This is a genomic window from Acidobacteriota bacterium, assembly GCA_016713675.1.
GTDB lineage: Bacteria > Acidobacteriota > Blastocatellia > Pyrinomonadales > Pyrinomonadaceae > OLB17.
On record JADJOS010000001.1, the window covers coordinates 457,973 to 483,459 of the forward strand.

The 25,487-nt window shown below is 54.4% G+C and carries 21 protein-coding genes; 14 read left to right on the forward strand and 7 right to left on the reverse strand.

The features are described from left to right. The first annotated feature begins 16 nt into the window (after positions 1-16). The 4 genes from IPK01_02070 (at position 17) to IPK01_02085 (ending at position 4,823) form a co-directional block, all read left to right on the forward strand. Positions 17-1,423: a hypothetical protein gene (locus IPK01_02070; protein MBK7932287.1), complete on the forward strand. Its 1,407-nt coding sequence runs from the start codon at positions 17-19 to the stop codon at positions 1,421-1,423. Between the two features lie 41 nt (positions 1,424-1,464). After that, positions 1,465-1,944, forward strand: a complete 480-nt coding sequence (locus IPK01_02075; GenBank protein MBK7932288.1) for an SH3 domain-containing protein — start codon at positions 1,465-1,467, stop codon at positions 1,942-1,944. A gap of 8 nt (positions 1,945-1,952) precedes the next feature. Beyond that, the gene (locus IPK01_02080; GenBank protein ID MBK7932289.1) at positions 1,953-2,363 is read left to right on the forward strand and encodes a hypothetical protein; all 411 of its coding nucleotides are present in this window, start codon (positions 1,953-1,955) and stop codon (positions 2,361-2,363) included. Between the two features lie 303 nt (positions 2,364-2,666). Continuing rightward, positions 2,667-4,823, forward strand: coding sequence for a M4 family metallopeptidase (locus IPK01_02085; protein MBK7932290.1), 2,157 nt, complete (start codon positions 2,667-2,669; stop codon positions 4,821-4,823). Positions 4,824-4,912: 89 nt separating this feature from the next. Here IPK01_02085 and IPK01_02090 read toward each other — a convergent pair whose 3' ends face one another. Beyond that, positions 4,913-6,334 (reverse strand): VCBS repeat-containing protein, encoded by a 1,422-nt coding sequence (locus IPK01_02090; GenBank protein ID MBK7932291.1) that lies wholly within the window; start codon positions 6,332-6,334, stop codon positions 4,913-4,915. A 105-nt stretch (positions 6,335-6,439) separates the two neighbouring features. Beyond that, positions 6,440-8,413 carry a VCBS repeat-containing protein gene (locus IPK01_02095; protein MBK7932292.1) on the reverse strand — a complete coding sequence of 658 codons (1,974 nt, stop codon included), beginning with the start codon at positions 8,411-8,413 and terminating at the stop codon, positions 6,440-6,442. 123 nt (positions 8,414-8,536) lie between these two features. On the opposite strand from IPK01_02095, the gene IPK01_02100 reads away from it, so the two are divergent. Beyond that, entirely contained in the window at positions 8,537-8,998 is a 462-nt protein-coding gene (locus IPK01_02100; protein ID MBK7932293.1) for an NUDIX domain-containing protein, read from the forward strand. Between the two features lie 67 nt (positions 8,999-9,065). After that, positions 9,066-9,680, forward strand: coding sequence for a hypothetical protein (locus tag IPK01_02105; GenBank protein MBK7932294.1), 615 nt, complete (start codon positions 9,066-9,068; stop codon positions 9,678-9,680). A 75-nt stretch (positions 9,681-9,755) separates the two neighbouring features. On the opposite strand, the gene recR is transcribed toward IPK01_02105, so the two are convergent. Together recR and IPK01_02115 are read right to left on the reverse strand one after the other, a co-directional pair. Then, positions 9,756-10,370 (reverse strand): recombination protein RecR, encoded by a 615-nt coding sequence (gene recR / locus IPK01_02110; protein MBK7932295.1) that lies wholly within the window; start codon positions 10,368-10,370, stop codon positions 9,756-9,758. 63 nt (positions 10,371-10,433) lie between these two features. Continuing rightward, on the reverse strand, positions 10,434-10,739 hold the full coding sequence (locus tag IPK01_02115; protein MBK7932296.1) for a YbaB/EbfC family nucleoid-associated protein: 306 nt from the start codon (positions 10,737-10,739) through the stop codon (positions 10,434-10,436). A gap of 170 nt (positions 10,740-10,909) precedes the next feature. Between IPK01_02115 and IPK01_02120 the strand changes: the two genes are divergently transcribed. After that, on the forward strand, positions 10,910-11,779 hold the full coding sequence (locus tag IPK01_02120; GenBank protein MBK7932297.1) for a tetratricopeptide repeat protein: 870 nt from the start codon (positions 10,910-10,912) through the stop codon (positions 11,777-11,779). A 7-nt stretch (positions 11,780-11,786) separates the two neighbouring features. Here the strand turns inward: IPK01_02120 and IPK01_02125 are convergent, their stop codons facing one another. Next, positions 11,787-12,152 carry a cytochrome c gene (locus IPK01_02125; protein ID MBK7932298.1) on the reverse strand — a complete coding sequence of 122 codons (366 nt, stop codon included), beginning with the start codon at positions 12,150-12,152 and terminating at the stop codon, positions 11,787-11,789. 143 nt (positions 12,153-12,295) lie between these two features. Here IPK01_02125 and IPK01_02130 point away from each other — a divergent pair, with 143 nt between their 5' ends. The 7 genes from IPK01_02130 (at position 12,296) to IPK01_02160 (ending at position 20,473) form a co-directional block, all read left to right on the forward strand. Continuing rightward, positions 12,296-13,507, forward strand: a complete 1,212-nt coding sequence (locus IPK01_02130) for a hypothetical protein (GenBank protein MBK7932299.1) — start codon at positions 12,296-12,298, stop codon at positions 13,505-13,507. Positions 13,508-13,634: 127 nt separating this feature from the next. Then, the gene (locus IPK01_02135) at positions 13,635-14,084 is read left to right on the forward strand and encodes a hypothetical protein (GenBank protein MBK7932300.1); all 450 of its coding nucleotides are present in this window, start codon (positions 13,635-13,637) and stop codon (positions 14,082-14,084) included. 58 nt (positions 14,085-14,142) lie between these two features. Continuing rightward, positions 14,143-16,293 (forward strand): ATP-dependent helicase, encoded by a 2,151-nt coding sequence (locus IPK01_02140; protein MBK7932301.1) that lies wholly within the window; start codon positions 14,143-14,145, stop codon positions 16,291-16,293. Positions 16,294-16,356: 63 nt separating this feature from the next. Then, on the forward strand, positions 16,357-16,932 hold the full coding sequence (locus IPK01_02145; GenBank protein MBK7932302.1) for a hypothetical protein: 576 nt from the start codon (positions 16,357-16,359) through the stop codon (positions 16,930-16,932). 167 nt (positions 16,933-17,099) lie between these two features. Continuing rightward, positions 17,100-18,488 (forward strand): ankyrin repeat domain-containing protein, encoded by a 1,389-nt coding sequence (locus IPK01_02150; GenBank protein MBK7932303.1) that lies wholly within the window; start codon positions 17,100-17,102, stop codon positions 18,486-18,488. A 190-nt stretch (positions 18,489-18,678) separates the two neighbouring features. Continuing rightward, positions 18,679-19,431: a hypothetical protein gene (locus tag IPK01_02155; protein ID MBK7932304.1), complete on the forward strand. Its 753-nt coding sequence runs from the start codon at positions 18,679-18,681 to the stop codon at positions 19,429-19,431. 196 nt (positions 19,432-19,627) lie between these two features. Next, positions 19,628-20,473 carry a zinc ribbon domain-containing protein gene (locus IPK01_02160; protein ID MBK7932305.1) on the forward strand — a complete coding sequence of 282 codons (846 nt, stop codon included), beginning with the start codon at positions 19,628-19,630 and terminating at the stop codon, positions 20,471-20,473. A 180-nt stretch (positions 20,474-20,653) separates the two neighbouring features. On the opposite strand, the gene IPK01_02165 is transcribed toward IPK01_02160, so the two are convergent. Together IPK01_02165 and IPK01_02170 are read right to left on the reverse strand one after the other, a co-directional pair. Next, positions 20,654-23,551 carry a S8 family serine peptidase gene (locus tag IPK01_02165; GenBank protein ID MBK7932306.1) on the reverse strand — a complete coding sequence of 966 codons (2,898 nt, stop codon included), beginning with the start codon at positions 23,549-23,551 and terminating at the stop codon, positions 20,654-20,656. Positions 23,552-24,305: 754 nt separating this feature from the next. Next, on the reverse strand, positions 24,306-25,430 hold the full coding sequence (locus tag IPK01_02170; GenBank protein MBK7932307.1) for a S8 family serine peptidase: 1,125 nt from the start codon (positions 25,428-25,430) through the stop codon (positions 24,306-24,308). Positions 25,431-25,487 lie beyond the last annotated feature (57 nt).

Sequence of the window (25,487 nt, forward strand, 5' to 3'; positions counted from 1 at the left end):
ATTTTAAGGAGAAATTATGAAAACGAGATCGGCCAAGTTCTTGTCAGCCGCGAGTTTTATTGCATTGTTCACTGTAATTACCACGCTTGGACAGGGCGGTTCGGAGTATTTGATCACCAGCGAATCGGTCGGCGCAGTTCGTCTCGGAATGACGATCAACGAGGCGAAAAGGGCACTCGATGACGCCGAGCTCAATATGCAGGGCGAAAACGGCGAGGTCAAGGTCTTCCGCAAGGGAAAGCTCGTGATGATCGCAACGGTTGTGACGACTGATGCAAATGAGATCACGGGCGGTTCGAAGATCTTTGCGGTAAAGGCCATCGATTCCCGATACAGGACCGCCAACGGTCTCTATCCCGGAATTACGATCGTTGCAGCAGAAAAGGTAATGGGCAAACTCGGCCGGATGACACTATCCTACGGCGAAACGGAAACAGGTGATTTTGCCAATCAGCCGGACGGCTTTAACTTTGAGTTCAAAGGAGCGAATTCTGCAAAAGCCGGTATTTACGATGTGAAAACTCCTGACCCGCGAGAACAGTATGCGAACAAATTTACCCCAGGTGCTTATATTTACGGCATCGGGCTCTCTCTCTACTCGGATGAAGACGCCAACACGCAGGACTTTACCGCCGGCCTCGCGGGAACGGGATGGACATACAGCTATGGCGGAACCACCTACCAGTTCGATTTTGGGCAAACTAGGATCGAAAAATTCTCAAACGGCTGGTGGCAAGGCATTACCTGGACTTCGATCGGCAACAATCAAATACGGCTTAAAAATCTTGAAAGCGGCAAAGAAATGACCCTTACCTTCGATTCGGCGAATATTTATTCCGGCATCGATTGGGACGGTCAGACCAAGGTCTCGGGCACCCGCCGAAACGTCGCGTCATCATCACCCGCAAATTATCTGATCACCAAGACCTCCGCGGGCGGCATTCGTCTCACTATGACGATTGCCGAGGCACGCACGGCGATGAAAGGAACGACATTCGAACGCACTAGCGACGGCGAAGGCGTGGCTCTGATCTCCGTCAAGCAGGGCGACGTCCAGTTGATGACGCTCTACGCTGACGAAGAAGACCCGCAAAGGCCGATAGACGAAACTGCCCGCATCATGAATATCGAGGTCTGGGATTCGCGATTCAAGACACCCAATGGCGTTCACGTCAACATGAAACTCGTTGACGTTGAGAAGATCCTCGGCAAGGTCACAAAGATAATCACAAGCGAGATCGAAGCTCGCGAATACGCCGATTTTACCAAAAAGGCCGACGGCTTTATGTTCAGGCTAATGGGGCCGGATTCCAATGCGGGCATTTACGCTGAAGGCACGCGGGAAACCACTCGATACGTCGCAAATGCCTATATTTACACCATTTCGATCGCACAGGAACGCTCGCCTGATGCGGTGGAATGATCAATTCCGTGGACACAGACAAACAGGAGAATCTTAAGAATATGAGAAAGATGTCATGGATGATCATCTTGATCTTTGCGTTGATGTTGGCGATGACGCTTGGGCTCGCCGGCTGCGGCGGCAGTTCGAGTTCACAGGAAACGGAAAAGTTAAAAAAGGAGATCGAAGACCTAAAGAAACAAACAGAGGATGAGAAGCTGGCCAAACAAAAAGAGGACCTGACGAAGCAGCAAGAAGATCTCAAAAAAGAGCAGAAAAAACTCGCCGATGACAAAAAGAACAGCGCCCAGCCGGTAAAAGCCGGGCCGGTCTTTGTCCAGGGCGAACTCGTCAATATCAGCATCAAGAGCAGTTTTTTGAAATTGCGTGCCGCCGCCAATGAAACAAGCGAAGTTCTTGCCGAAGGCTTCAATGGTGATGAGGTCGAGATCGTGTTTTACGATAAGACTTGGTGCAAGGTACTATTCAAAGGAAAAGAAGGATTTATGGCGACCAGATTTTTGGTCAAGCACCGGGACTAACTATTGGTATGAAAAGAATAGCAAACAGTTTGGCCTTGATGGCCGTTGTTACGATCGCATTACTAGCTGCGGCCGGTTTAGCTTCGGCACAGGCTGACCGTACGCCAAAGAAACGCCTTACGAGTCCGGCTACGGTCAAAGGCTACGTAGGCGGCGAAGCTCATGACAGCTATGTTATTCGCGCGCAGAAGGGCAAGACACTGACGGTGAACATCTCTTGGCGTCGCCGTGATAATAACCGGGCCGAATTCTCGGTCAGCCGCTCGGCAAATTTCTTCTCGAGCAGTGCGGTCACGTTCGGCGCCGAGTCGAACGGCGGAAAACGATGGCGGGGCAAGATCCCAAGAACGGGAAACTATTACATCTATGTGGTCGCCCACCCGACCGTAAATTATACGCTCAAGGTTAGCCTCAAATAACCGAAATATACCCACAATTCAGCGTCCCGCGTCCAGCCGCTGGTAGTGTCGATTCCTAAGATCGCTCTGCTGGCGGCGATTGGTTGATTCCTCGCCGCGTTATCGATTCTTTGTACACTTGACTCAAAGAAGAATGGTGATAGAATCATCTCGCCTTTCAGAATCTTTAACAAAATTTAACGGTACTTTTGGCAGTTCGTTCGACAATTTTAGCTATTTGGTGAAATTGGTTAGAGCACTCTTTCCATATCGTTTCGCCATTCCTTACATTGCTGCAAATTAAAAATTAAGGAGATCATCAACGTGAAAAAAATTCTCGGCCTTTTGGCGATAGTTGTAAGTGTTTTGATCGTATTCGGCACTATTTCGAAGCGTGCTGAGGCGAACAAGGCGTTATTTGGCACCGGCTCGCAGGACGAACGCGAAGTTGCCAAACGAATAAGTTTGGATATTCTTCGCGACCGTGCGGCCCAGAGCGCGATCGGTAATGTCGACGAGTTTGAGATACAGAAGGTCGAGATCGATGAACTTCGGATGGCTCACACGCGTGTCCGGCAAACCGTCGGCGGTGTGCCGGTTTGGGGAGGTGAGGCGATCGTTCATCTCAAATCGGACGGAACGCTTGCGACCGTCACCGATGATCTGAGGGAAAATATTTCGGTCAACACGACCGCAAACTTTTCGCAGAAAGAGGCTCTCCGTTTCGCCGAAAATGCTTACGCCGGCCGCGCCAAACAGACCGATTCACCGATGGTCGACCTCTACGTCTACCGCGGCGAGACCCGCGACCATCTGGTCTATCGAGTAGAAACGCCAAGGCTTGACGGAACACGGCACACCTCGGCCCCGGTCGTGTTCATAGACGCTCACACGGGCGAAAAAGTGTTCGAATACGACAATCTCCAGACCGGCACCGGCAATTCGTTGTACAGCGGAACTGTCGCGATCGACACCAGCCAATCAGGCTCTACCTTCTATATGGAAGATCTGTCCCGCAAGATGGGCACTTTCAACATGAACAACACCGGCAACACGACGACCGGCACGGGCGGCACGCAATCGCGTTACTCGGGCACTGACGACATCTGGGGCGTGTCGGGCACCGGAACAAATACTGAGGATGCCGGTGTTGACGCACATTGGGGAGCTCGCTGGACATATGATTATTTCCTTAACGTTCACGGACGAAACGGCATCAACGGCAGCGGCGGCCCAGGAACGACAGCGGCGGCGGCAAACAGCGGCGTCAGTCTGATCACATCGCGTGTCCATTTTGGGCGCAACTACAACAACGCGTTTTGGTATCAGAATAAAATGACCTATGGCGACGGGAACGGAACGACATTCTCACCGCTCACGACCGTCGATATCGCCGGCCACGAGATGACGCACGGCGTAACGCAGTATTCGGCAAATCTCACTTATTCCAGTGAATCCGGAGCTCTCAACGAATCGATGTCCGACGTTTTCGGCTCGATGACCGAACTCTATTCCCGCGGCGGCGTTGTCACCGGAGACACCTGGAAGATCGGCGAACAATCATATACGCCCGCAACGTCGGGCGATGCCCTTCGTTACATGGACAATCCGCATCTCGCCGGCAATGGCGGCTATACATCGAATGACGATCCCGACCACTACACCGAACGCTACACCGGAACGGCCGACAGCGGCGGCGTACATATCAATTCAGGTATCGCCAATCATGCGTATTACCTCGCAGCAGCGGGCGGCACGCATCATTTGAGCGGCGTCACTGTTACCGGTATCGGTGCGACGGATGCCGCAAGGATCTGGTATCGTGCCCTGACCGTTTATATGACGTCAGGAACCAATTTCTCGGCGGCTCGGACGGCAATGCTCAATGCCGCAACCGACCTTTTCGGCTCGTCGAGTGCCCAATATACGACGATCGCGACTACATGGTGTGCAGTCGGCGTTGGAACTTGCCCGGGCGGCAGCACACCGACTCCAACACCGACGCCGACACCGAGCGGAAACGAACTGATCGTCAACGGCGGATTTGAGGGTAGTGCCAGCCCATGGGTCGGATCCGGTACCGGTTATTTCTACACCGCAAATGGCAATGCTCCGCACGGCGGAACCGGCTATATCTATTTCGGTGTCAATAACAGCGTCACCGGACAGTCGTACCAGTCGGTTTCGATCCCGTCGACCGCGACAGGCACGATGACCTTCTGGCTCAATGTGACGTCGAGCGAAACGACAACGACGACGCAGTACGACAAACTGTTTGTCGAGGTCCGCAATACAAGCGGAACGCTGCTGTCAACTCTTGCAACATACAGCAACCTGAACAAGACCACACAGGGCAGCTACTCGCAAAAGTCGTTCAACGTCGCTGCCTACAAGGGCCAAACCGTGCGGATCCAATTCCGTTCGACGATGGACAGCTCGATCACGACGACCTTCCGGGTCGACGACGTATCGGTGAAATAAGGACGCTGCTCGCCAAAGAGCAACAAAAAGGCACTAAATGGGAAGAAATTCCTCTTTAGTGCCTTAACATTTTTTATGGAGGTCAGTACTTACCTTACAAAGACGCTCGGCAAAGGTACATCCCCGGCAGTACCGAATTGCTGTATCAGGGTTCCTGCGGTAGAACGCTGGGCAAACCACGTTGACGTCGAAGGACGAAAGACAGCAGCATCAAATCTACCGTCACCGTCATAGTCACCGGGGCTCGGAACATCCGTCGCAGTACCGAACGGGAACGCGAAGTATGAAAGGTCTTCGCTTCTCAGCACGAACCAATTGCCGCTCGACGGCGTCCAAAATGCTATATCGGCTTTACCATCTCCGGTGTAGTCGCCCGAAACCGCTTTGTCCGTCGGAGAACCGAATTGCACGGCAAATACCGACAGGTCAGTACTTCGCTGCAGCCACCATTCAGTTCCGCTTTGTCCGTTTCTTCGAAATACAGCTATGTCGGCTTTGCCGTCGCCGTCATAATCGGCCGCGACGGGAAGGTCATTTGCCGCACCGAAATTGCTGATCTGCGTACCGCCTGTCGATCTTGAGATGAACCATGTCGTAGTCGACGGTCGATAGACGGCCGCATCAGATTTGCCGTCGCCGTCGTAGTCGGCGGGTGTCGGAATATCGCCCGTGGCTCCGAACGGGAACGCAAAGAATGAGAGATCATCACTCCTAAGCACATACCAAAATCCGGTCGAGGGCCTCCAAAATGCGATGTCGGTCTTGCCGTCACCGGTGAAATCAGCAGGTACGACCGTGTCAGTCGAGGTGCCAAACTGAGTTGCTCGATTTCCCCCATCCGAAGATCTGAGGTGCCACCATTCCGCCCCGGTTACCGGGCCCGGACGAAAGATCGACAGGTCCGTCTTGCTGTCGCCGTCAAAATCAAAGATCGGACGCCGCACCGTTGCCTGCGAAACGCTGTTGGTGGTGTAAAGCTGATCGCCGTCGGGCCCATTACCGTTATTCGCCTGATTTCCCGCGGCATAAAATGTCACAGGGCCGACTAATGCAGATGGGGCGGTCCAATTTACCGTCCATTCGGCAGAAAGAGTTTGCCCGGTGTATGTGCCTGCCGTCGTGTGTTGAATGTAAAAACGGCCATTTTCTGTAATGGTCTGTGTGTTTCCATTTGCGTTAGCGAAAGTCCCCGCCGAATTTTGCCCTGCAAGGGCCGTCATCTGAAAGCCCCACTTCAACCGTGTCGTATCAGCCGTCGTGTGCCTGACCTGGAATTGGTATGTCTGACCGGGAGTGTAACTCGCCGGAGCATTTAAGATCGCAAACTGTCCGACAGACGCGGGGCCGAGGTGACAACTCGCACAATTGTTCTCGTCAGGAGCACCCGAAAAACCGGCAGGCGGCCCGGCCGTGAATGAGTTGGCCGTTTGAACAAACCCGCTTTCCGAAAAAAAGCCAAAGATCCCAAGACCCGCAAATAGAAGCAAACACGCAAACTTGATCTTTCTCATTTCTACCTCGACAACATCTCAGTTATCGACAGTTCGATCCGCCGCGTTCAAACTGCCGTATTCCCAATGCTATCACACGGTTTGCCGGAAAACGCGCCCGCCTGTCTATCGGACGAACGCATTTTGCACCGGCAGATCTCCGGCCGTCCCAAATTGCTGAATTAACGTGCCTGCGGTCGAGCGTTGCACATACCAGGTCGAACTCGACGGCCGAAATACCGCCGCGTCAAACTCACCGTCGCCGTCATAGTCGCCTGCGACGGGAATGTCACCCGACGTGCCGAATGGAAACGAGTAGAAGCTTCCGTCTTCGCTGCGCATCACAGACCAAAATCCATTCGAAGGCCGCCAGATCGCAACGTCAGCTTTGCCGTCGCCTGTGAAGTCGCCCGGGATCGTCCGGTCGCCGTTACTGCCGAACTGAAATGCAGTGAGCCCCTCGGTGCTTCGCTGTATCCACCATTGCCCCGATGCGGGACGAAAGATCGCGATGTCCGCCTTTCCGTCGCCGTCGTAGTCTGCATTCACTGGAAGATCGCCGGCGGTGCCGAACTGCGAGATCGTCATACCGCCATTTGAATTGTCGATGAACCACGTATTTGACGCCGGCCTGAAAATTGCCGGATCGGCCTTGCCGTCACCGTCAAAATCAGCCGGCACCGGTGTGTCGCCGCTTGTACCGAACGGGAACGCATAGAAAGTTCGATCCTCGCTCCTAAGCACGTACCAGAATCCTGTCGAGGGCCGCCAAATTGCTATATCCGTCGTGCCGTCGCCGGTGAGATCGGCCGGTACGATCTTATCTGCAGCCTCGCCGAACGTGACCGCACCGTTGCCGCCGTCCCCGCTCCGCTGAAACCACCATTCGCCGGCAGTCGGACGAAATACGGCAATATCCGACTTCGCATCGCCGTCAAGATCAAATTGACACGCTGTGCGCGATGTCATGCATGCCCCGTTTGTATTAACGAAATTGTCGATCTCCGTGCGTGAGTATTGGCAGAATGAGAGCGGAGTGCCTCCGCTCAACTGGGCATTCATGAGTGAATTGCCGCAGCTTTGAGCAATTTCGGCGTGGTTTGCTCCGAGATTGTGTGCGAGTTCGTGTCCTGTGACCAGATATCGGCCCGGCGACCAGTTGATATACCCGCTCATACCGTACGCAAAATTCGGATTGTTACAGATAACACCGATAAATGCCCATCCTTGAGATTGAAGGTGTGCCTTGCCCGAAAATAGATGAGCCGTGTCCCTCGGGGCTGACGACAACGGATAGTTTGCGTTCCAAAACGCCTGGAAGCTTCGAACCGTCAATTCGGTATTTGCCCCTGCATACGGGTCCGGCGTCGTCCAAGTGTGCTGAAATGTCACCGCGATAGAAAGGTTGAGGTCACTGGAATAGAGTCCTTCGATCGTATTCAAAATACCCAATATCTCATCGTTTGCAGACGAGACACTGCCCAGAATATTGACATATTCGAGATCAGCGTCCGTTGCGATCTCGATCCGCTTCGGCCCCGACGGACGCGCCGCGAGACCCGAATCTGTTAACTGCTTTCCGTATTCGATCTTGTCCGCAAGGTAAGATCCGCATGAAAATTCGTCTGTCCGAATTGCATCCTGAGGGCGATAAATAATGTGATCTCGAGGTTCTGCAGCCGCTGAATAGTTTATAGCCGGCTCGATAAAATAACGCGTACCTCGCAGCTCAAAAAACCCTTCATATCCGCCGCGAAGAAGATTCAATCTTGCGTTCGATCCAGAGTCTCCGTTTACAGTGCCGATAAATGTGTTTACCGGCCGCCGCTCCTCCGCGGTATTTCCCTCGAAACCGGTATTCTCCGCACGGTAATCAGGTGCCCGCAGGTCGTGCGGCTGTAACGCAATTTCCACCGCTCCGCCGGCCGTGCGAAACCTCATCTTCCCATTAGACACTTCGACACGAACGACATCTGCACGGCTGAACGAACGCTCGACGTCGCTCCGCAGCACACCGCTTTGTGCACTGCCGGAAACAGCTGCTAGGCAGACGAAGAAAACAACGACGGTGAGCCATGACCTGATATTGACGTAACGCATAATAAAACTCGCGAAGGGAAACTGCTATGATGATCGTTAACGGTACGCATTCAGAACGAATGGTCCATAGTGTATATAAAGTTTTAACGCTGTTGTTTTTCCGCGATCACACACGAAATTTTGATGGGTTTTGTCCTCTCTACAATCGGTAATTCTTGGAAACTGCTGCCGTCATGGGCACGGCTGAGGATAACGCGGGCGACGCAGCATAAATTCACTGCCTCGGTCGTTGGAATTATAACTAACGAAAAGGGTGAATTGCTCCTTTTGGATCACTTGTTGCGTCCGGCATCCGGATGGGGTTTGCCCGGCGGCTTCATCAACCCCGGGGAACAGCCCGAGGCCGCTATCCGGCGCGAGATCCGAGAGGAAACCGGGCTCGAATTGACCGATATCACTCTCTACCGGGTACGCACGCTGAAGCGTCATGTCGAGATCCTGTTCATGGCCAGGTCCACGGGCGTCGGAGTGATCGGCAGCCGCGAGATCAAAGAGATCCGCTGGTGTCATCCGAACGACATACCCCGCGAGATGAATCTCGACCAGCAATTCCTGATACACAAGATATTTCAGGCTGATGTTTGATAAAAGACGGCCGCGTTATTAAAATCGATTATTCGTTTATTTTTCACGCTTTCATAGGAGATTTAATATGGTTGATCTGATTCCTTCTGCCGAATCTGTAATGAAGATAATGACCGACACCGGTGCTTACCGAAAAGGTCATTTTATTTATCCGAACGGCAAACACGCATCGCACTATTTCCAGATGCCGCTCGCATTTCGCTATTACGACACGGCACGTATTTTGTCAGTGGGACTTAGCCGTATGTTCCGTCTCGAAAAATCGATCTCGAGCCGTTTGCCGAAAGTTTCGGTGATTAGCCCGAGTCCGGGCGGAATTATGGTTGCATTCGGTGTCCGCGAAGCTCTCGGTGCTCAGCAGATCTATTGGGCGGAGACCGAAGATGGGATCAGGCAGTTTCGCCAGTACATGTCTGATTATGAGGTCTATCCGGCGATCATTGTCGATGACATCAACCGTTCGGGCAAGGCCATTCAAGAGACGATCGATATCGTAAAAGATCTAGGCACCGAAGTGATCGGCATCGGGACGATCGCCAAATTTGACGATGCCCCGAATGAATTCGATGGTGTTGCGGCAAAATCGCTGCTCAGCTTTGATGTGAATTTCTACGAAACCGAAGAAGAGTGGAAACATTCACGCAGTGCATCCGAGGCCGAGGAGCAGAAAGTAAGATTTTAGAAATTCCGGAGAAAATAGAAAGGAGACAGGATGATCGATATCTCCCGTCTCCTTTTCTCCTGTCTCTCGTCTTTCTTAGATCTCGTGTCGGTTCGACAATGCCTTGTCCATCGTCACTTCATCGACGAATTCCAGATCGGCCCCGACCGGCATCCCCATCGCAATTCGAGTGACGCGCATACCGAGCGGTTTGAGCAGCCTGGCAATGTAGTTGGCGGTCGCTTCGCCCTCGGTGGTAGGATTTGTTGCGACGATTATTTCTGCGATCTCGACGCCCTCGTTATTTTCCGGCCGAAGCCTCGGCAATAAATTCGCTAACATCAATTCGTCCGGCCCGACGCCGCGAAGCGGCGACAGTGACCCGTGCAGAATGTGATAAAGCCCCTTGAAAGAGCGGGTTTTCTCGATCGAGACTAGATTGTACGGCTCTTCGACAATACAGATGATCGAGCGGTCGCGTTTTGGATTTGAGCAGTACAGACAGGGGTTTACGTCGGTCAGATTGTTGCAGACCGAGCAGAATACGATCTTTGCCTTGACCTCAAGCAGCGAATTGGCAAAATTCTCGACCTCGCCCAAGGGCCGCCGCAATATGTAAAAAGCCAGCCGCTGAGCTGACTTGCTGCCGATACCCGGCAAACGTTTGAATTCGTCGATTAGCTTAGCGACCGGTTCGGAATAATCAAGCATAAATAATGATGAGTGATAAGAGATGAGTGACAAGACGTTCACCGCTCACCATTCATATTCAACTTACATCAGCCCCGGAGGCAGCATTCCGCCCAGTTTGCCCTTGAGCGACTCTTCAACCTTTCGCTTAGCCTCGTTCAATGCCGCGACCGTCAGGTCCTGTATCATTTCGACATCGCCGTCTTTGACGAGGTCGGGCGAGATCGTGACCGAGACGACCTCAAAATCGCCGCGCATTTTCACATTCACCGCACCGCCGCCCGCCGATGCGTCGACGACCATCTGCTTCATCTCGCGGCCCATTTGCTCCTGCATCGCCTGAGCCTGCTCCATCATTGCGTTCAGGTCCATTCCACCCGGAAGTTTCATTTCCTTTTATCTCCAAAAATATAGATTACTGCCTTTCTTGACCGTGATTATACCATTCGAACGATCACATGTCGTATAACGCCCCTGCGGCGCGCATCAGATTCTTCGATGCCGCCTCGATTAGGTATTTCTATGCTATCATTCTCGAAAAAAGCGTAAAGGAGTTCTTAGTGAGAGTTTTGGTTTCTCGTTGTCTGTTCTTGTTGGTACTGGCTGTTTCCCTCGCTGTTTCGATCCTGGGTCAGGTTTCTCAAACCTCGCCGCAAACGGCACAGGAGTTTTTCGACAGGGCAAATGCCCTGTTCGACAAAGGTGATTACGATGCCGCGATCGCCGATTTCACGTCAGCGATCAAGCTAAGGCCCGTCGCATTCGGAGCGTACAACGGACGCGGAAACGCTTATTATAGGAAGGGCTCAAACGCCGAGGCTCTCGCCGATTACAACGAGGCGATCCGGTTGAATCCTGATTTTGTCCTGGCATTGTACAACCGCAGCCTCATCCATCTTAACCAAGATCGCTTTGACGAGGCACTTGCCGATTGTAAGGCGGCGACAAAACTACAGTATTCTCACGCCGATGCCCATGTCGTATGCGGCATGGCTCATCACTCGAAAAAAGAATACGACGCGGCGGTCGCCGAATACGAAATTGCTCTCAAATACGACTGGAAGAACGCCAATGCATTTGCCAATCTTGGAGATCTCTACGGCGAGAAGAATGACCACAGATCTGCGATCGCCAATTACACCAAAGCCATCGCCATTGATCCGAACCTGACGCTCGCATACATTCGCCGCGGCTGGGAACACCACAACTTGGGCCAATACTATGCAGCTGTCGCTGACTATACGACCGCGCTGAAACAAAGACCTGACGACTCAGAGGTCCTTTATTACCGCGCACTTGTTTATATCGATCTGAAACGAAACAAAGACGCCATCAGTGACCTCAAGCGCTCGATCGCGATCAAACCCGATTACACCGAGGCGAAAAGTGAACTCGAAAAGCTCACCAAAAAGGCGGGCAAGACTCCGTGACCAATGATCACAATGAGCGAACGTAGCTGACGATCTGGTTGACCTGTGCCGTGGTCAGCTTTTTGCTGAATCCGGGCATATCACCCTTTCCGGCCTTTATGATCCGCGCCATCTTGGACGCCGCCATTCCCTGCACTTTTGACGTGGTGAGGTCGTCCGCGTCAGTTTCGCGGCCTTTGGCCGTATTTGCTCGTCCGTCGCTGCCGTGGCAGCTGGAGCAATTCGCTTGGTATAGCGACCGTGGCGAGGCGTTGTTCTCAGCAAAACCCGCGCTCGGGTCGGCAAATTTTGCGATCGTCGGACGCGTCGAGTAAGCGAAAATTCCGGCGAGGATTATGGTCGCGGCGACCGACACTTTTAACAGATTCTTCATAAGTCTCCTATCTTGGTTCAAAAGTACGAGAATTTTAGCCATAGTCGCCCGAGATGTAAAGATAACCGCATTGTCTGGATAAATTGGTCTATCAGGCAAGTTTGTGTCTGTGGTATGATGCCGAAAACCGAATATTCGATCCTATGAAAAAGATAATTTTACACTTGTTCCCGCTTGTACTGTTCACGACTGCTGCCGTCTCGCAGAATCGGCAGGACGTCGTCGATGACGGCTTCACCTGGTTCGAATCTCCGGTCGCGACCACGAACACGGGCGTTAACGGAGCTCCGGTCCATCACGGCTGGATGCTCAAGGCATATGCTCGCATTTTCGGCAATTATCCGGAGGGCACTCAGATCAAGTTTGTTGTGTTGAAGAACGGCAAGCCCACAGGAACAACGCTCTGCAACACCAGCACCTATCATCCGCTTTCCGGACTATTTGTCGAGGGATTTGCCTGGACCGTCGATTGTTGGCAAAAGGATTCCGCTACCAAGGAAACCGGCGTGTTTGACGTGCAGGTTTACCGAATGAACGGCAGCGATCAAAAACTCGTCCGCACTTACAAGATCGATATTAAGCCAATAAATCGAGCACCTTCGGGCCAGCAGCCCGGCACGGCCCCGCCCAAATACATGGTCAACCGCCACAGCGAGGCGGCCGTCGGATTTTTGTATATGCGCCCCGCCGGACATATTCCGTATTTCGACTATGCACAGCGGCCCGAGCGTTCGGGCCACAACGAGGTCGAATTCTATTTCAGCGTCAGCCCGCCGACCGACGTCATGAATCCGCTGCCGGCGACAACCTTCGGCTGCACGGTCGATGGCAAAGCACTCACCTTTCCCGGTCCCGGGGAATACGCGACAGAAGCGAACATGAAATACGTGCAAAACGCTTTTAATATCTACCAGGACCGGCTTGCTCCAAAATACAAGGCCGGTATGCCGTACGAGGAGAAGATGCAGTTCTACATGGTATATCTGAGGGCGCCGCTCTCGTTCGGCGGCGACCGGCGCAGCGGTAGACTTCAGATCGAGGATCACCCGGGCAATTGGCAGTGTACGATATCAAAGAACAGCACGGTCTGGCGAACTTGGCGTTTTACGGTTCAGCGCGGCGGCCGCATCGTGACGCATCCCGAACAGGTCAGCAATATCAACCTTGCTGCAAATGCCTATCTCGTCGATATGGAGATTCCGGTCGGCGGGGCTCCGATGGATGGAAGGCTCGCCGGGCCCTCGACCTCGCTTTTTAGCGGACTCGCCTGGACGACCCCCGAAGGCAAAGCGATGGCCGCACGCCTGCCAAAAAAGGGCCAGCCGTGGCCTGTGCCGTCGGCCGGTGCAAAATAAGATCGTCTACCTCTAGCGGACATGGATCGTCGGTTTTTAAGCAAAATCCCCTGCCATCTGCGTCCACTCTGCGTGGGCGGATCTTGCTTTTCTAAAACGCCTGCGACAGACGAAAGGAGGAAAAACCATGAAATCTATTTGCACCGCAATTATCGCATCGGCGTTTATCTTTATCCTCTCCCTTGACGCATCAGCTCAAAAACGGGACCGGTCTCAAAACACAAATTCCACCGCCGATCCGAATCGGAGTTCCGCGATATCGATCTCTGTGGATCCGATGATCGATACACCTCAAAGAGTTCGCAGAACTTCGACGAACTCGACAACTCCGGCGATCGGCGGCCGAATATCCGGGATCGCCATCGACCCGAGCGACCCGAGCGGGAATACGGTTCCCGCACAAAGCCGGAATGTTCGAGTCAAACGTGTCACCGATCCGTCACGATCGCTGATCGGTGTGCAGGGAATGATGGGCCAACAGCAAACAACCGTTACGTCTACTTCCAACGTCGTCCAAGGCAACTACATCGGTACCAACCGCCGTTCCCGGATCGGCCCGGAAATTCATGGAAACTGATCCCGGAAAATTCTGCCGGGATTATTGATTTACGGCATAGCGTGCTATAAATGAAACAATGGCACGCTATGTCCTAAAACGCGATAAAAGTTCCCTGCCCGACAAGCTCACTCGATACAAGAGTGAATTGAATGACGAGCAGTTTCGCGTCGTGACGGCAAAGCCGCAGGCCGCACTCGTCGTCGCTGGTGCCGGCACGGGCAAAACACGGGCGATCACCTATCGTGTCGCCTACCTCATCGAACACGGAGTTTCGCCGCAGCGGATATTGCTCGCGACGTTCACCAATCGTGCGGCCCGTGAGATGCTGCGGCGCGTCGAGCAGCTAACCGGCTCACAAAATGTCCATCGCGTCTGGGGCGGCACTTTCCACCGGATCGCGAATATGCTCCTGCGGCGGCACGCGGTCTCGATCGGTTACGACGCCAATTACTCGATCCTCGATAGCGAAGACGCCCGCGAAATGATCAATGTCTGCGTCGACGAAGCCTCCATCGACACAACGAAAAAGCGCTTCCCCAAGGCCGAAGTCGTTCAATCCATCATCTCGTACGCCAACAATACAGCGACTCCGATCGATGCAGTGATCGTCGACAAATACCCGTATTTCGAACCGCTTACCCAAAAGATCGAACGCGTCGATACGATCTATCAGTTGCGCAAACAAGAGCGAAACGTGATGGATTACGACGATCTATTGCTCAACGTAAGACGGCTGCTCGTCGAAAAACCGGAGATACATGCTCTCTACGCTGAGCAGTTTCAACACATTCTGGTCGACGAATATCAGGACACGAACAAACTCCAGGCCGAGGTCATCGACCTGCTCGCCTCCAAACACCGCAACGTAATGGTCGTCGGCGATGACGCCCAATCGATCTTCGCGTGGCGCGGAGCCGAGTTTACTAACATCTACGAGTTTCCAAAGCGGTATCCCGAGGCATCTGTCTACAAACTCGAAACAAACTACCGCTCGACACCCGAGATCCTGGGACTTGCGAACACGTCGATCGCATGCAACCGCAAGCAGTTCCCAAAGATGCTCACAGCGGTTCGGCGTTCACGCGATTTTAGCCCGGCGATCGTTCCATGCAGCGATGTCGAGCAGCAATCCGCCTTTGTCGCCTCACGCATCCTCGAACTCCGCGACGAAGGCACCGATCTCGAAGACATTGCCGTCATGTACCGCTCGCACTATCATTCGATCGAACTGCAGCTCGAACTCTCACGCCGCAACATCCCGTACCGCATCCAGTCCGGCGTCAGATTTTTCGAGCAGGCACACATCAAAGATGTAATTTCGTACCTGCGAGTCATCGTAAATCCCCGTGACGAGTTGGCGTGGAAACGGATCCTGAAGATGATTCCCGGGATCGGAAACAAGACCGCCAATCGCGTATTCGAGGCGATCGTTACCGGGCCGGATGTGTCATCGAGTGCTTTAAACTCCCCTCCGTACGAAGGAGGGGTGGCAGCCGCTTCGGCTGACGGGGTGGTTCTCTCAACGTCGCGATTGATCGAACTTTCATCGTCACTGGACCGTCTTCGCTCCAGCACTTCCTGGCGAAATTTCATCGTGCTCCTCGAACTCTTGGTATCCGACGAAAACCGCAACAATCCGAGCAAGCAGATCGAGATCATCCTGACGCACGGCTACGAACAATATCTACAGGAAAATTTTGAGAACGCCGACGCGCGCATCGAAGACCTCAAAGGCCTCGCCGCCTACGCCATCCGTTACAAATCGACCGAAGATCTCCTCAGCGAATTAGCTTTGCTCTCGACCGAGCGTTTCAAAGAACCGCAGCCGCTGGTCGGCGAAGAGGTCGTCCAGGGCGGCGACGAGGACGAACTGCTCACGCTCACATCGGTCCATCAGGCGAAAGGGCTCGAGTGGAAGGCAGTCTTTATCATCTGGGCCGCCGAGGGCAAATTCCCCAGCCCGCGATCGCTTCGCGAGATCGACAGCGAAGAAGAGGAACGCCGACTCTGGTACGTCGCCATGACGCGTGCCAAGGACGAACTGTATCTCACATATCCGCTCTTGATGACCGACTACAACCGCCAAACGGTCCTCCAAAAGCCGTCCCGCTTCATCACCGAATGCCCTGCTTCGCTCTACGAGATCTGGAACCTCGAAGAAGAGCCCGCCGCCTTTGACGCGCCGCTATTGCCCGATCCGACCGAGGCCAAAGAATTTATTAACTGATGCGGCCGCAAAAGAGTTAAGATTCTAACGTCACTCTTTCATATAGCATTCCGGAGGTGAATTATGGGCGTAAAAGAACAAATGATCTCGATCCTCAAAAGCGGCGAGACGCAGCGTATTTCATTCAGTTTCACGGGTTCGACCGGTGCGACCGTCTCGGTCGATGCACGCAGCTTTGCCCGTGTCGCCGACGCACTCCGCAGCGGCAGCATCGCCGTCGTCGAGGGCCGTTTCCCAAACGACATCGCGATGTACTCGGCACGCAACGACACTGCCAACGGCTTCGCGGCAAATACCTTTTACCTCGGCAACAACCCGCGATATTCACGCCTTTTCAACGCACTAATTTGCCACGAAGCGGTTCATGCATCGTTCGATCTTACGCGCTCCGCGATGCCGTGGGTCGATAACGAAGCCGCCGGCTACATCGCCCAGGCATACTACGCCCGCAATTCGGGTTTGCCGCGAATGGCATATGAGTTTGGTTCGCATGCGATCCACGCATATTCGATCGTCGAGAATATGCGTGCCCGCAATACGAGCGACGTCGCATTTTTCCTCGGCGTCCTTCGTGATTCGCTTGCCGCCGACCCGATGTATCACAGCTACATCGGCGGCCAATTCTCCGGCGACGGCTAGATCGCGATATTTCTCACTCCCGCAAAAGCAACCATTCAAAAACCTCGATGCATCTAGGCAGTTAGCTAACACGCAAGTTTCTCTCCTCGGGAACATTCTTTAATTCTGGTTGTCTAATAGGTGACAACAAAATACAAAAAAGCGTCCGAGTACGTGAGGATACCACTATGCCTAAAAATGGATTTATCGATAATGTAAGCGTCGGCAGCCCCTGTACTGCGGATTGGGACAAAATGGTCGGAAGCGAAATGGTGCGCACCTGCGAGCACTGCTCTAAGGACGTCAACAACCTCTCTGAAATGAACCGAAAGGACGCAAAACGCCTCGTCCGAGCCTCTGACGGCAACATCTGCATCCGCTACATGAAACACCCCGTAACCAAACGGCCGGTGTTCGCCGGCCAGATGTATCAGATCACACGGCGCGTTCCCGGCATTGCGGCCGGCGTGATGACGGCGTCACTCTCACTTTCCACCGCTGCTTACGCTCAAAGCGAAGGAGTCGTTACTGGTGTCCCGCATGTATCGCGTGGACCGCTTGAAATTTCAACGCTCTTAAAGCCGCAAAATAGCGAAACCGCCGCCACCGGCCGTATTTCCGGCACGATCTTAGATCCGCATGGTGCGGTGATCCAAAACGCCGTCGTCTCGGTCATAAATGTCGCGACGAACATTGATCACAAACTCACGACAAATGACGAAGGCCAATATACGCTGTCAGGCCTCGCTCCCGGCAATTATCGTATCGAATCGACCGCCGCCGGCTTTGCCGAAAGTTCGGCCGAGATAGCCGTCACCGCCGACAGCGAGACGAACACAGACCTCACGCTTGAGATCAAACTTGAAGCGACCGTCGAGATCATTGCCGACACCTCCATCACTACTGACAGTTGGGGCGGCGTCATTGCTGTCTCTCGCGATTATGCAACCGCGTTGGCACGTGCCGTTGACAGCGAAGAGATCGACGAGGTTCGCGAGCTTATCTCAAAGGGCGAGAATGTGAACGGCAAGGATAAGAACTACGACGACCTCACGCCGCTGTTCATCGCGGTCGAAAACGGCAGCCTCGAGATCGCCGAGATGCTGATAGATTCGGGTGCAAAGCTAAACGTCCGCGACAGGAACAAACAGACCGCCTTAATGCGGCTCGACGCCGATGCTAGGCCCGAACTGATCGACCTGCTCGTCCGCCACGGCGTCAAGCTCAACCTCTCTGACAATGACGGCAACACGGCGTTGATACTTGCCTCGGGCGGAGTCTCGACCGAGGTTCTCCGTGCCCTGATCGACGCCGGAGCCGACGTCAACCTCGCTAACAAAGAAGGTAAAACGCCGCTCATGCGTGCCGCCGAGGCCGGTCATCTCGAGAACGTCCGCCTTTTGCTCGAATCCGGTGCCAACGTCAACGCCCGCGACAAAGAGGGCGAAAACGCCTGGTACTATGCCGAAGAAGATGCGGTCGAGCAGCTCTTGGTCAGCTACGGTTCCGAAGTAATGCCCGACGAGCCCGAAACAGATCCTAACGACGATTTAAAACAGGTTATCAGCCGTCGATAGATCGTCGGCTTCTTTGCGGCCTCTGCGAAGATCTCTCCGGCCTCTGCGTTGTAAATTTACATTTCAACGCAGAGGCCGCTGAGTTTCTCGCGGAGTTCGCTGAGGTTGTTTGCCTTTCATCAAACATTTCGTGATAAAATAACGCGTTTTCAAAATTCGACCGGTTCGTACGCCGCCTGCCATAAACTCTATGAAATATTGCCCGATCTGCGACATGCGTTTTGACGAAGAGATCATTCGATTTTGCACAAAGGACGGCACGCCGCTGATCGAAGAGGCCGAGCCGAAATTTACCGAATTGCCCAGCGAGAATATGGAACCGGAAGAGGATGATATCGGTGAGATCACCATGATCCGCCGCAAAGACGTGCCCGCACCGCCCCCGAATCTCGACGAAGGCCTGCCGCCGGTCGAGCCCAAAGGCCAGCGCATCGTGATCCCGACGACCAACGAACCTATCCGCGAACAGGCCGTCCGTCCTCGTACCGCTCAGGCGTACTATCCGCCTCCGCCTCCGCAATCGAATACGATGAAGACGGTCGTACTGACTGTATTTCTCACGCTGCTCGTCCTCGGTGCCGGTGCAGGGCTGTTTTGGATGCTGCAGAAAGACGACTCGGCCAACAAGAACATGAACGTCAACACGTCGGGCCCGAACGTTAATCTCAACGCCAATATCGGCGGTATCGATTCCAATTTCAACTTCAATTCGGTCCCGCCCCCGATGAATCTCAATCTGAACACGAATATCGCGACGCCGACTCCGAGTCCAACGCCCAAGCCGAGCCCGAGCGTAACACCCAGCCCGAGCCCGAGCCCATCTGCGTCGCCGTCACCTACGCCGACCCGAACGCCGGCCGGCACGCCGACCCCGAGGCCAACTCCATCCGGAACGCCCCGCCAAGGCCCGCGTCCGACGCCAAATCCAAACCCAACGCCTTAGCAGCGACGCGGACGGCCTCGTCCGCGAGTATAGATAACGAGAACGCGGGACGCCGAAAAACTGCACTCAGCGGCAGAACAGCGTCCTCTGGTCTCGCTCTCTCTCTGCGTCGCTTCGCTAATTTCCGCTATGTTCGCAACCGAACAGAGCCCACGTTTGATATCTGACATACTTTTCTCAGAGGAGATTTGTTTTTATGTCACTACTATATTGTCCAGAGTGTAATCATGAGGTCTCGACGGGTGCCGACGCGTGTCCAAATTGCGGTTTAAGAATGCGTCCGCCAGCCGTCGAAAAGCGGGTGCTGATCACCAAAGCAGAAAGCGAGAACAGCTTTCCGCCCTGGGCGATCGCCGCTGTTGTATTCACAGGCATTGCCGTCTTGATTCTTGGATTTCTGCTCTTCCGCAGTACCAACGACCAGGGAAATACCAATGTCAACGTCAATCTGGCCGGGCGTCGCAATTCGACCAACGAGCCGCTCCGTGATACCAAGACGACCACAGTACCTTCGACCTCCACCGATGTGCCTGTGACCAGCAGTGCCCCGACGCAGACGACAACGGTCCAAAGCACCGAGACGTCCGTGCCCAACGCACCGCCGCCTGACAAAGGCGTCGTCAAGATCAATGCCCGCATCGCTCCGCGTCAAGGCGGTCCGCGTGCGGCAAGCGGGACCAAATTCTATTTGCTTGATAAAGATGTCGAACAGATCCTCAGCGAAGCCCGAGTCGAGCCGATCGAAGGCAACACGCTCGCCGCCAGCCTCGGCCTCGCCGCCGTTTTTCCCGACCGCTATGGCGAATTTCAGCGAGCCGCGATGCGTGCCATCGGCTCGCACGTCAAATATTCCGGCACTACCGGCGGCAGCGGCACCACCGACCTCAAAGGCGTTTCGCCTTCGTCGTATTACCTTTTCGCCATCTCACGCGTCGGCCGCGGATTCGCCCTCTGGAATTCGCCCGTCTCCGTGATCGCCGGCGATAACGTAATGAATCTCTCACCGCAATCGGTCACCGAGATCCCTGATCCTAACGGCTAGGGCAATGTCTTTTACATCCTCTAGCGATGTAAAGCAAACGCCGCTGCCCGGACTGAGACATCCGGACAGCGGCGTTTCCATATCAGAACCGCGTGTGTCTGTTGCGATTCGGACGGAACGCAGGCAGCCTGCCTGCATCAGCAACACCAAAAGTAAAAAAGCCGCAGATCTTCGTCCGCTTTATCTCAAGAACGCGCTTGGCAGCGGTACGTCGCCGGCGGCACCGAACTGCTGGATCAGCGTTCCGGCGGTCGAGCGTTGGATGAACCACGTTGAGTTCGAAGGCCGAAAGACGCCCGCGTCCGTCTTGCCGTCGCCGTCGTAATCGCCCGCGACGGGCACGTCGCCCGTCGTGCCGAACGGGAACGCAAAGTACGAAAGGTCCTCGCTCCGCAGCACATTCCAAAATCCCGTCGAAGGCCGCCAGAATGCAATGTCAGCCTTGCCGTCACCCGTGAAATCGCCGGGAACGGCCTTGTCGGTAGATGAACCGAACTGCAATGCGACTACCGCCGCATCCGACGAACGCCTCACCCACCACTCGGCCCCGTTCACACCGACGGGCCTGAAAATGGCAACATCAGCCTTGCCGTCACCGTCATAATCGGCCACCGCCGTCTTGTCGCCGGCCGACCCGAACCCGAAGATATCCGTCCCGCCCGACGACTTGTTGATGAACCAAGTCGACGAACTCTCACGAAACACAGCCGGATCCGACTTCCCGTCACCATCAAAATCCGCCGGCACAGGCACATCCCCATTCGCCCCAAACGGAAACGCATAAAACGAAAAGTCTTCCGACCTCAGTACAAACCACTGCCCCGTCGCAGGCCGCCAAAACGCCACATCCGTCTTCCCGTCCCCCGTAAAATCAACCGGCACCAACCGATCCGTCGAAGCCCCAAACTGCAACGCCGAATTCCCGCCGGTCGAAGACCTCAACCACCACCATTCGCCCGGGCCGGGGCGGAAGATCGACAGATCGGTCTTCTGGTCTCCGTCAAAGTCGAACGGTGACCGGATCGTAACTGCCACGCTGGCCTGTGTGACGGTGTGGGTTTGTCCACCGACCGTGATAGTGCCGGTTCGCTGAGCACCGGTATTGGCAACAAAGTTATAGTTCACCGCACCGTTGCCGCTGCCGGCCGAACTGGTCGTCAGCCACGCCGCGTTGCTCTGAGCTGCCCACGCGCAGCCCGCGGTAGTCGTAACGTTGAAATTACCGCTTCCGGCACTGGCCGCAACGTTCGCACTGCTCGACGAGACCCCAAAGGTGCAGCCGTTTGTCGCCAAATTGAGCGTGTAATTTCCCAATCGATTGCCCTCGACCGTGGTGGCATAGATCCGGTAGGTCCCGGTCGCCGGGAGCGAAAGAAAACCCGTTCCGGCAGGTATTCGTGACGTCAGGCCGCCACCGTTCTGGCCAATTACATTGCCGTTTGCATCAACAAGAAATAGATAGGTAAAGAAGGCAGCACTTTCCGTGATGGCAATTCCTTGCCCCTGAGTTCCGTTAAAAGTGTAGATATCGGTTCGGCTGCCGCCGAGCATTAGACAGTCGGTATTTGTGAACGATCCGTTAACGGTTTGACCAAAGGAGATCGCGGTTGTGGATGAGCACGGATCTGCGTTCGAGGCGTTGAGTGCCGCATCCAGTTTGATTCGCGGCTTGACCAGGCCCTGTCTGGAATCTAAAACCTGCACACCGCTGTATCTGAGACGCGTAAGTGTTTGTGGGATCGTGTCGCCTGGAAACTTTTCCTTCATCACGGCCCATGCACCGGCTACCATCGGAGCGGCCATCGATGTTCCCTGCTTATTGTCATAAGAGCCGCCCGGAACCGCCGATAGGATAAGCTCGCCGGGAGCGAGCAGGTTAAGCATCAGTGCGGCGTTTGAGAACGATGATACAAAATCGACAGGAAAAGAATCGCCGTCATTGGTAGAGCCAACACTGATACCCGTCGAGACGCAGGCCGGCGCCGATATGGAATCAGCGTAGCCATCGTTTCCTGACGCAATGATCGATACGATCCCAGCCGAACGCAACGCATCGATCGCCGATTTATATGCCGCCTGTTCAGTATCGCAATAGTTGAAATACCGGCCTGATCCGAGACTCATATTCACAGAATCGATCGAATAGACCGTTCTAAGTGCATAGACACGTTCAAGACCGAGGATCACATCAGATGTGAATGCGGTGGTGCACGGCGAAGGGTTACCGCCGCAATCCGTCGTTCTGGAAAAGACTTGCATCGCAATGATGTTCGCGTTTCGGGCCACGCCGTTGCCGGAAATTAGAGGATTGCCTCCTGCAGCGATGCCCGCAACATGTGTCCCGTGGGCGCAGCCGTCGACATTTGCCGGGCATTGAACACCTGACCCGGAGGCGGTGGACGAACCCGCACCGCCCGGGCAGAAGCTCGTCGTCGAGCCGCTTGTCGTCGAATAGCAGGCCTCGGAAACGACACGGTTGTTAAAGAATGGATGAGCCTTGTCGATGCCGGTATCCAGTATTGCGACCGTTCGTCCGGCACCTGAGAATCCGCCGAATGTGCCGCCCGTCGCTCCGCCGAACGGGCTTCCGCCGAGGATCGGAATGCTCTGCGGCAGCATCGGATAGTTCACCTCATCTTCCTGAATAAAGGTCACGTCCGACGACCGGATCAGGTATCGCAGTGCATCAGCCGACGTTTCAAGTGCAATGAAGGGAATGTACTCGAATCGCTTTGCGTTCGTGAAGCTGAAATTTCTCAGACGATCGAGCAGGGAAATCTGCATACGCTCGATGTCGTCACGCTGCTTTTTCTGTGCCGGGCCGGCAAGGCTTGAATCTGGTTCGTAATTGTCGATCCGAAATCCCACGATTACTTTGACTGAGCCGTCCTCGTTCGCGATCCTGATCAAACGATCGAGATCGGTAGGCGATTCGACCGGACGCTGAGCTTCTGCGGTTCTATTTGCCTTCGAAACCGCCGGAAAGAGCGTCGAACTCAGTTCTTGGGCATTTACATCTATAAGTCCAACGAATAGACCCAGAATTACAGCAAACAACTTGATCATCGATCTTTTCATTTCGAGCCTCCACCCGGATTTTTACTTTTCAATGCTAAATGCGAAAAACTCGGAGAAGATACGACAAAATAGTCTCGAGCGTTACTTACACCCGAAAAGCACGACAGACAGGCGTCATCACCTTTTAGTGACCTCATCGGGGACTGACTCGCTTTCCGGCGATTCGCCTGAGACGTTACTCATAGAGCCGACGCCGATCACACTGTTCCGACCATTGTTTTGCCAAAGAAAATTCAGAAATTCCGTTTCACTTTCACAGTCGCTGCGATCACGTTAAATAAGACGTGTCGGACCCGTCGGTCTTGTCGGCGGCCGGCAGTGTGAAAGGCGGTTTTTGGTTCATTTAATGCGGCAAACCGAAATCGATGAGCCGATGTTCATCATTGTCATCGGCATAGTCGAACTCGACATTTTGGTGGTAATGGTCGGAGAGAGGCGAAACGCACTTACGGCACCAATTCTTGCTGCGGAGCGGCCAGCGACAGTTTTGGTTCGTCCAAAAACGGATTGTCGCTGGGGGTCTTTTTTATTGTCGCTGACCCTGTTTTTTACTGTCGCTTGCCCCCTAAAACACTGTCGCTGGCCCCCTTAAAAACTGTGGCAGAACGCATTTTTACGATATTTTCATCAATTTTGCTGATAAAATTGTGGTACGTACCACAATTTGAACATGAGGTGAAAAATACACGTTTGGTTTTCCCCCGAAACGCGCTCAATAAGTGAAAAAAAGCAGCGAATTTTCATTCACAGCCCTTTAGCGGAATGACACCGCCCGTTCGACTGCTTGTCGGGCGTCGATGACGCCCCAGCCTTGGCGGTCGACTTCGTATTGGGGAAGGCGTTCTGCGGTCGAGATCAGGATTCGTTTAATGGCCCCGGGTGTGAGGTCGGGGTTTGCTTCGAGCATTTGGGCGACCAGCGACGACACGATCGGGGCCGAGAACGATGTTCCGTCAACGTATTTGTAGTGCCGCGTTATCACGTTCTCACGCCGTATTTTCAGGGTAATTAGCTGACGGATGCTGTGCGGCTCGCGGTCGGCGGCGGCGTCCAGTTCAGGGTCGATCTCGGCATTAGCGTCGATGATCGGATGCAGGTCCTCGTCGGCTGCTCTGTCGAGCTTTTCGAGCAATTCGGCCTGTTGGGCGGTCGGTGTGTTCGGTAATATCGGAGCCGGGACCCAGATCGACGACGCGATGACCTCAGGTTTTTGCAGCCCGTCGATCGTCGGGCCGTAAGACGAACGGTACATACCGCGTTTTGCTCGATTGATCGAATTTTGATCGTCCAGCCCGCCGACCGCGATCGCCGACGGAGCACTCGCGGGCGGCAGAACGGGATGATTCGGCATGTGCCCGGCATTGCCGACCGCACAGACAACCGCGATTCCGGCACGCGAACATTCCTCGACCGCTTGCGACAAAGGATCGCTCAGATAGCTCGCCTCGTAATCGCCTCCGGCCGAGATATTAACGACGCGGATGCCGTATTTTTCCTGGTTTTCGAGCACCCACGCGAGGCCGTCTTCGATGTTTTGGTCGGTAATTCGACCGGTGCGGGCGAGCTTTACGAGCACCACATCAGCGTCCGGAGCGAGGCCTCGGTAAAAGCCGTTCGAGAGCTGCCCGTTGCCCGCCGCTACGACCGACGTCATCATTCCGTGCCAGCTCGCGACATCCGGCTGGAACAGCGACGAAAGGTCGCCGTCCTTGTCGAGCAGGCTGCGATAGGCGACGATGCGGTTTCGCGGCGTCGTCAGATCAACGTGCGGATAAAATCCGGAGTCGAGAAACGCGATCGTAACGCCTTTGCCGGTAACGTGTTCGTCGGCGTCTAGCCGCAGAGGAGTTGAGAGGACATGCGAACCGTCCTTTTGCATCGCGGCGTCTTTGATAATATGATCCTTCGCCCGTTCGAAAAGCAGCACGCACCTCGC

What these genes read in the sequence shown, in the direction of transcription:
- IPK01_02070 (MBK7932287.1), top strand. Translation starts at nt 17, where the DNA reads ATGAAAACGAGATCGGCCAAGTTCTTGTCAGCCGCGAGTTTTATTGCA.
- IPK01_02075 (MBK7932288.1), top strand. Translation starts at nt 1,465, where the DNA reads ATGAGAAAGATGTCATGGATGATCATCTTGATCTTTGCGTTGATGTTG.
- IPK01_02080 (MBK7932289.1), top strand. Translation starts at nt 1,953, where the DNA reads ATGAAAAGAATAGCAAACAGTTTGGCCTTGATGGCCGTTGTTACGATC.
- IPK01_02090 (MBK7932291.1), bottom strand. Translation starts at nt 6,334, where the DNA reads ATGAGAAAGATCAAGTTTGCGTGTTTGCTTCTATTTGCGGGTCTTGGG.
- IPK01_02095 (MBK7932292.1), bottom strand. Translation starts at nt 8,413, where the DNA reads ATGCGTTACGTCAATATCAGGTCATGGCTCACCGTCGTTGTTTTCTTC.
- IPK01_02100 (MBK7932293.1), top strand. Translation starts at nt 8,537, where the DNA reads ATGGGTTTTGTCCTCTCTACAATCGGTAATTCTTGGAAACTGCTGCCG.
- IPK01_02105 (MBK7932294.1), top strand. Translation starts at nt 9,066, where the DNA reads ATGGTTGATCTGATTCCTTCTGCCGAATCTGTAATGAAGATAATGACC.
- recR (MBK7932295.1), bottom strand. Translation starts at nt 10,370, where the DNA reads ATGCTTGATTATTCCGAACCGGTCGCTAAGCTAATCGACGAATTCAAA.
- IPK01_02115 (MBK7932296.1), bottom strand. Translation starts at nt 10,739, where the DNA reads ATGAAACTTCCGGGTGGAATGGACCTGAACGCAATGATGGAGCAGGCT.
- IPK01_02125 (MBK7932298.1), bottom strand. Translation starts at nt 12,152, where the DNA reads ATGAAGAATCTGTTAAAAGTGTCGGTCGCCGCGACCATAATCCTCGCC.
- IPK01_02130 (MBK7932299.1), top strand. Translation starts at nt 12,296, where the DNA reads ATGAAAAAGATAATTTTACACTTGTTCCCGCTTGTACTGTTCACGACT.
- IPK01_02135 (MBK7932300.1), top strand. Translation starts at nt 13,635, where the DNA reads ATGAAATCTATTTGCACCGCAATTATCGCATCGGCGTTTATCTTTATC.
- IPK01_02140 (MBK7932301.1), top strand. Translation starts at nt 14,143, where the DNA reads ATGGCACGCTATGTCCTAAAACGCGATAAAAGTTCCCTGCCCGACAAG.
- IPK01_02145 (MBK7932302.1), top strand. Translation starts at nt 16,357, where the DNA reads ATGGGCGTAAAAGAACAAATGATCTCGATCCTCAAAAGCGGCGAGACG.
- IPK01_02150 (MBK7932303.1), top strand. Translation starts at nt 17,100, where the DNA reads ATGCCTAAAAATGGATTTATCGATAATGTAAGCGTCGGCAGCCCCTGT.
- IPK01_02155 (MBK7932304.1), top strand. Translation starts at nt 18,679, where the DNA reads ATGAAATATTGCCCGATCTGCGACATGCGTTTTGACGAAGAGATCATT.
- IPK01_02160 (MBK7932305.1), top strand. Translation starts at nt 19,628, where the DNA reads ATGTCACTACTATATTGTCCAGAGTGTAATCATGAGGTCTCGACGGGT.
- IPK01_02165 (MBK7932306.1), bottom strand. Translation starts at nt 23,551, where the DNA reads ATGAAAAGATCGATGATCAAGTTGTTTGCTGTAATTCTGGGTCTATTC.
- IPK01_02170 (MBK7932307.1), bottom strand. Translation starts at nt 25,430, where the DNA reads ATGCAAAAGGACGGTTCGCATGTCCTCTCAACTCCTCTGCGGCTAGAC.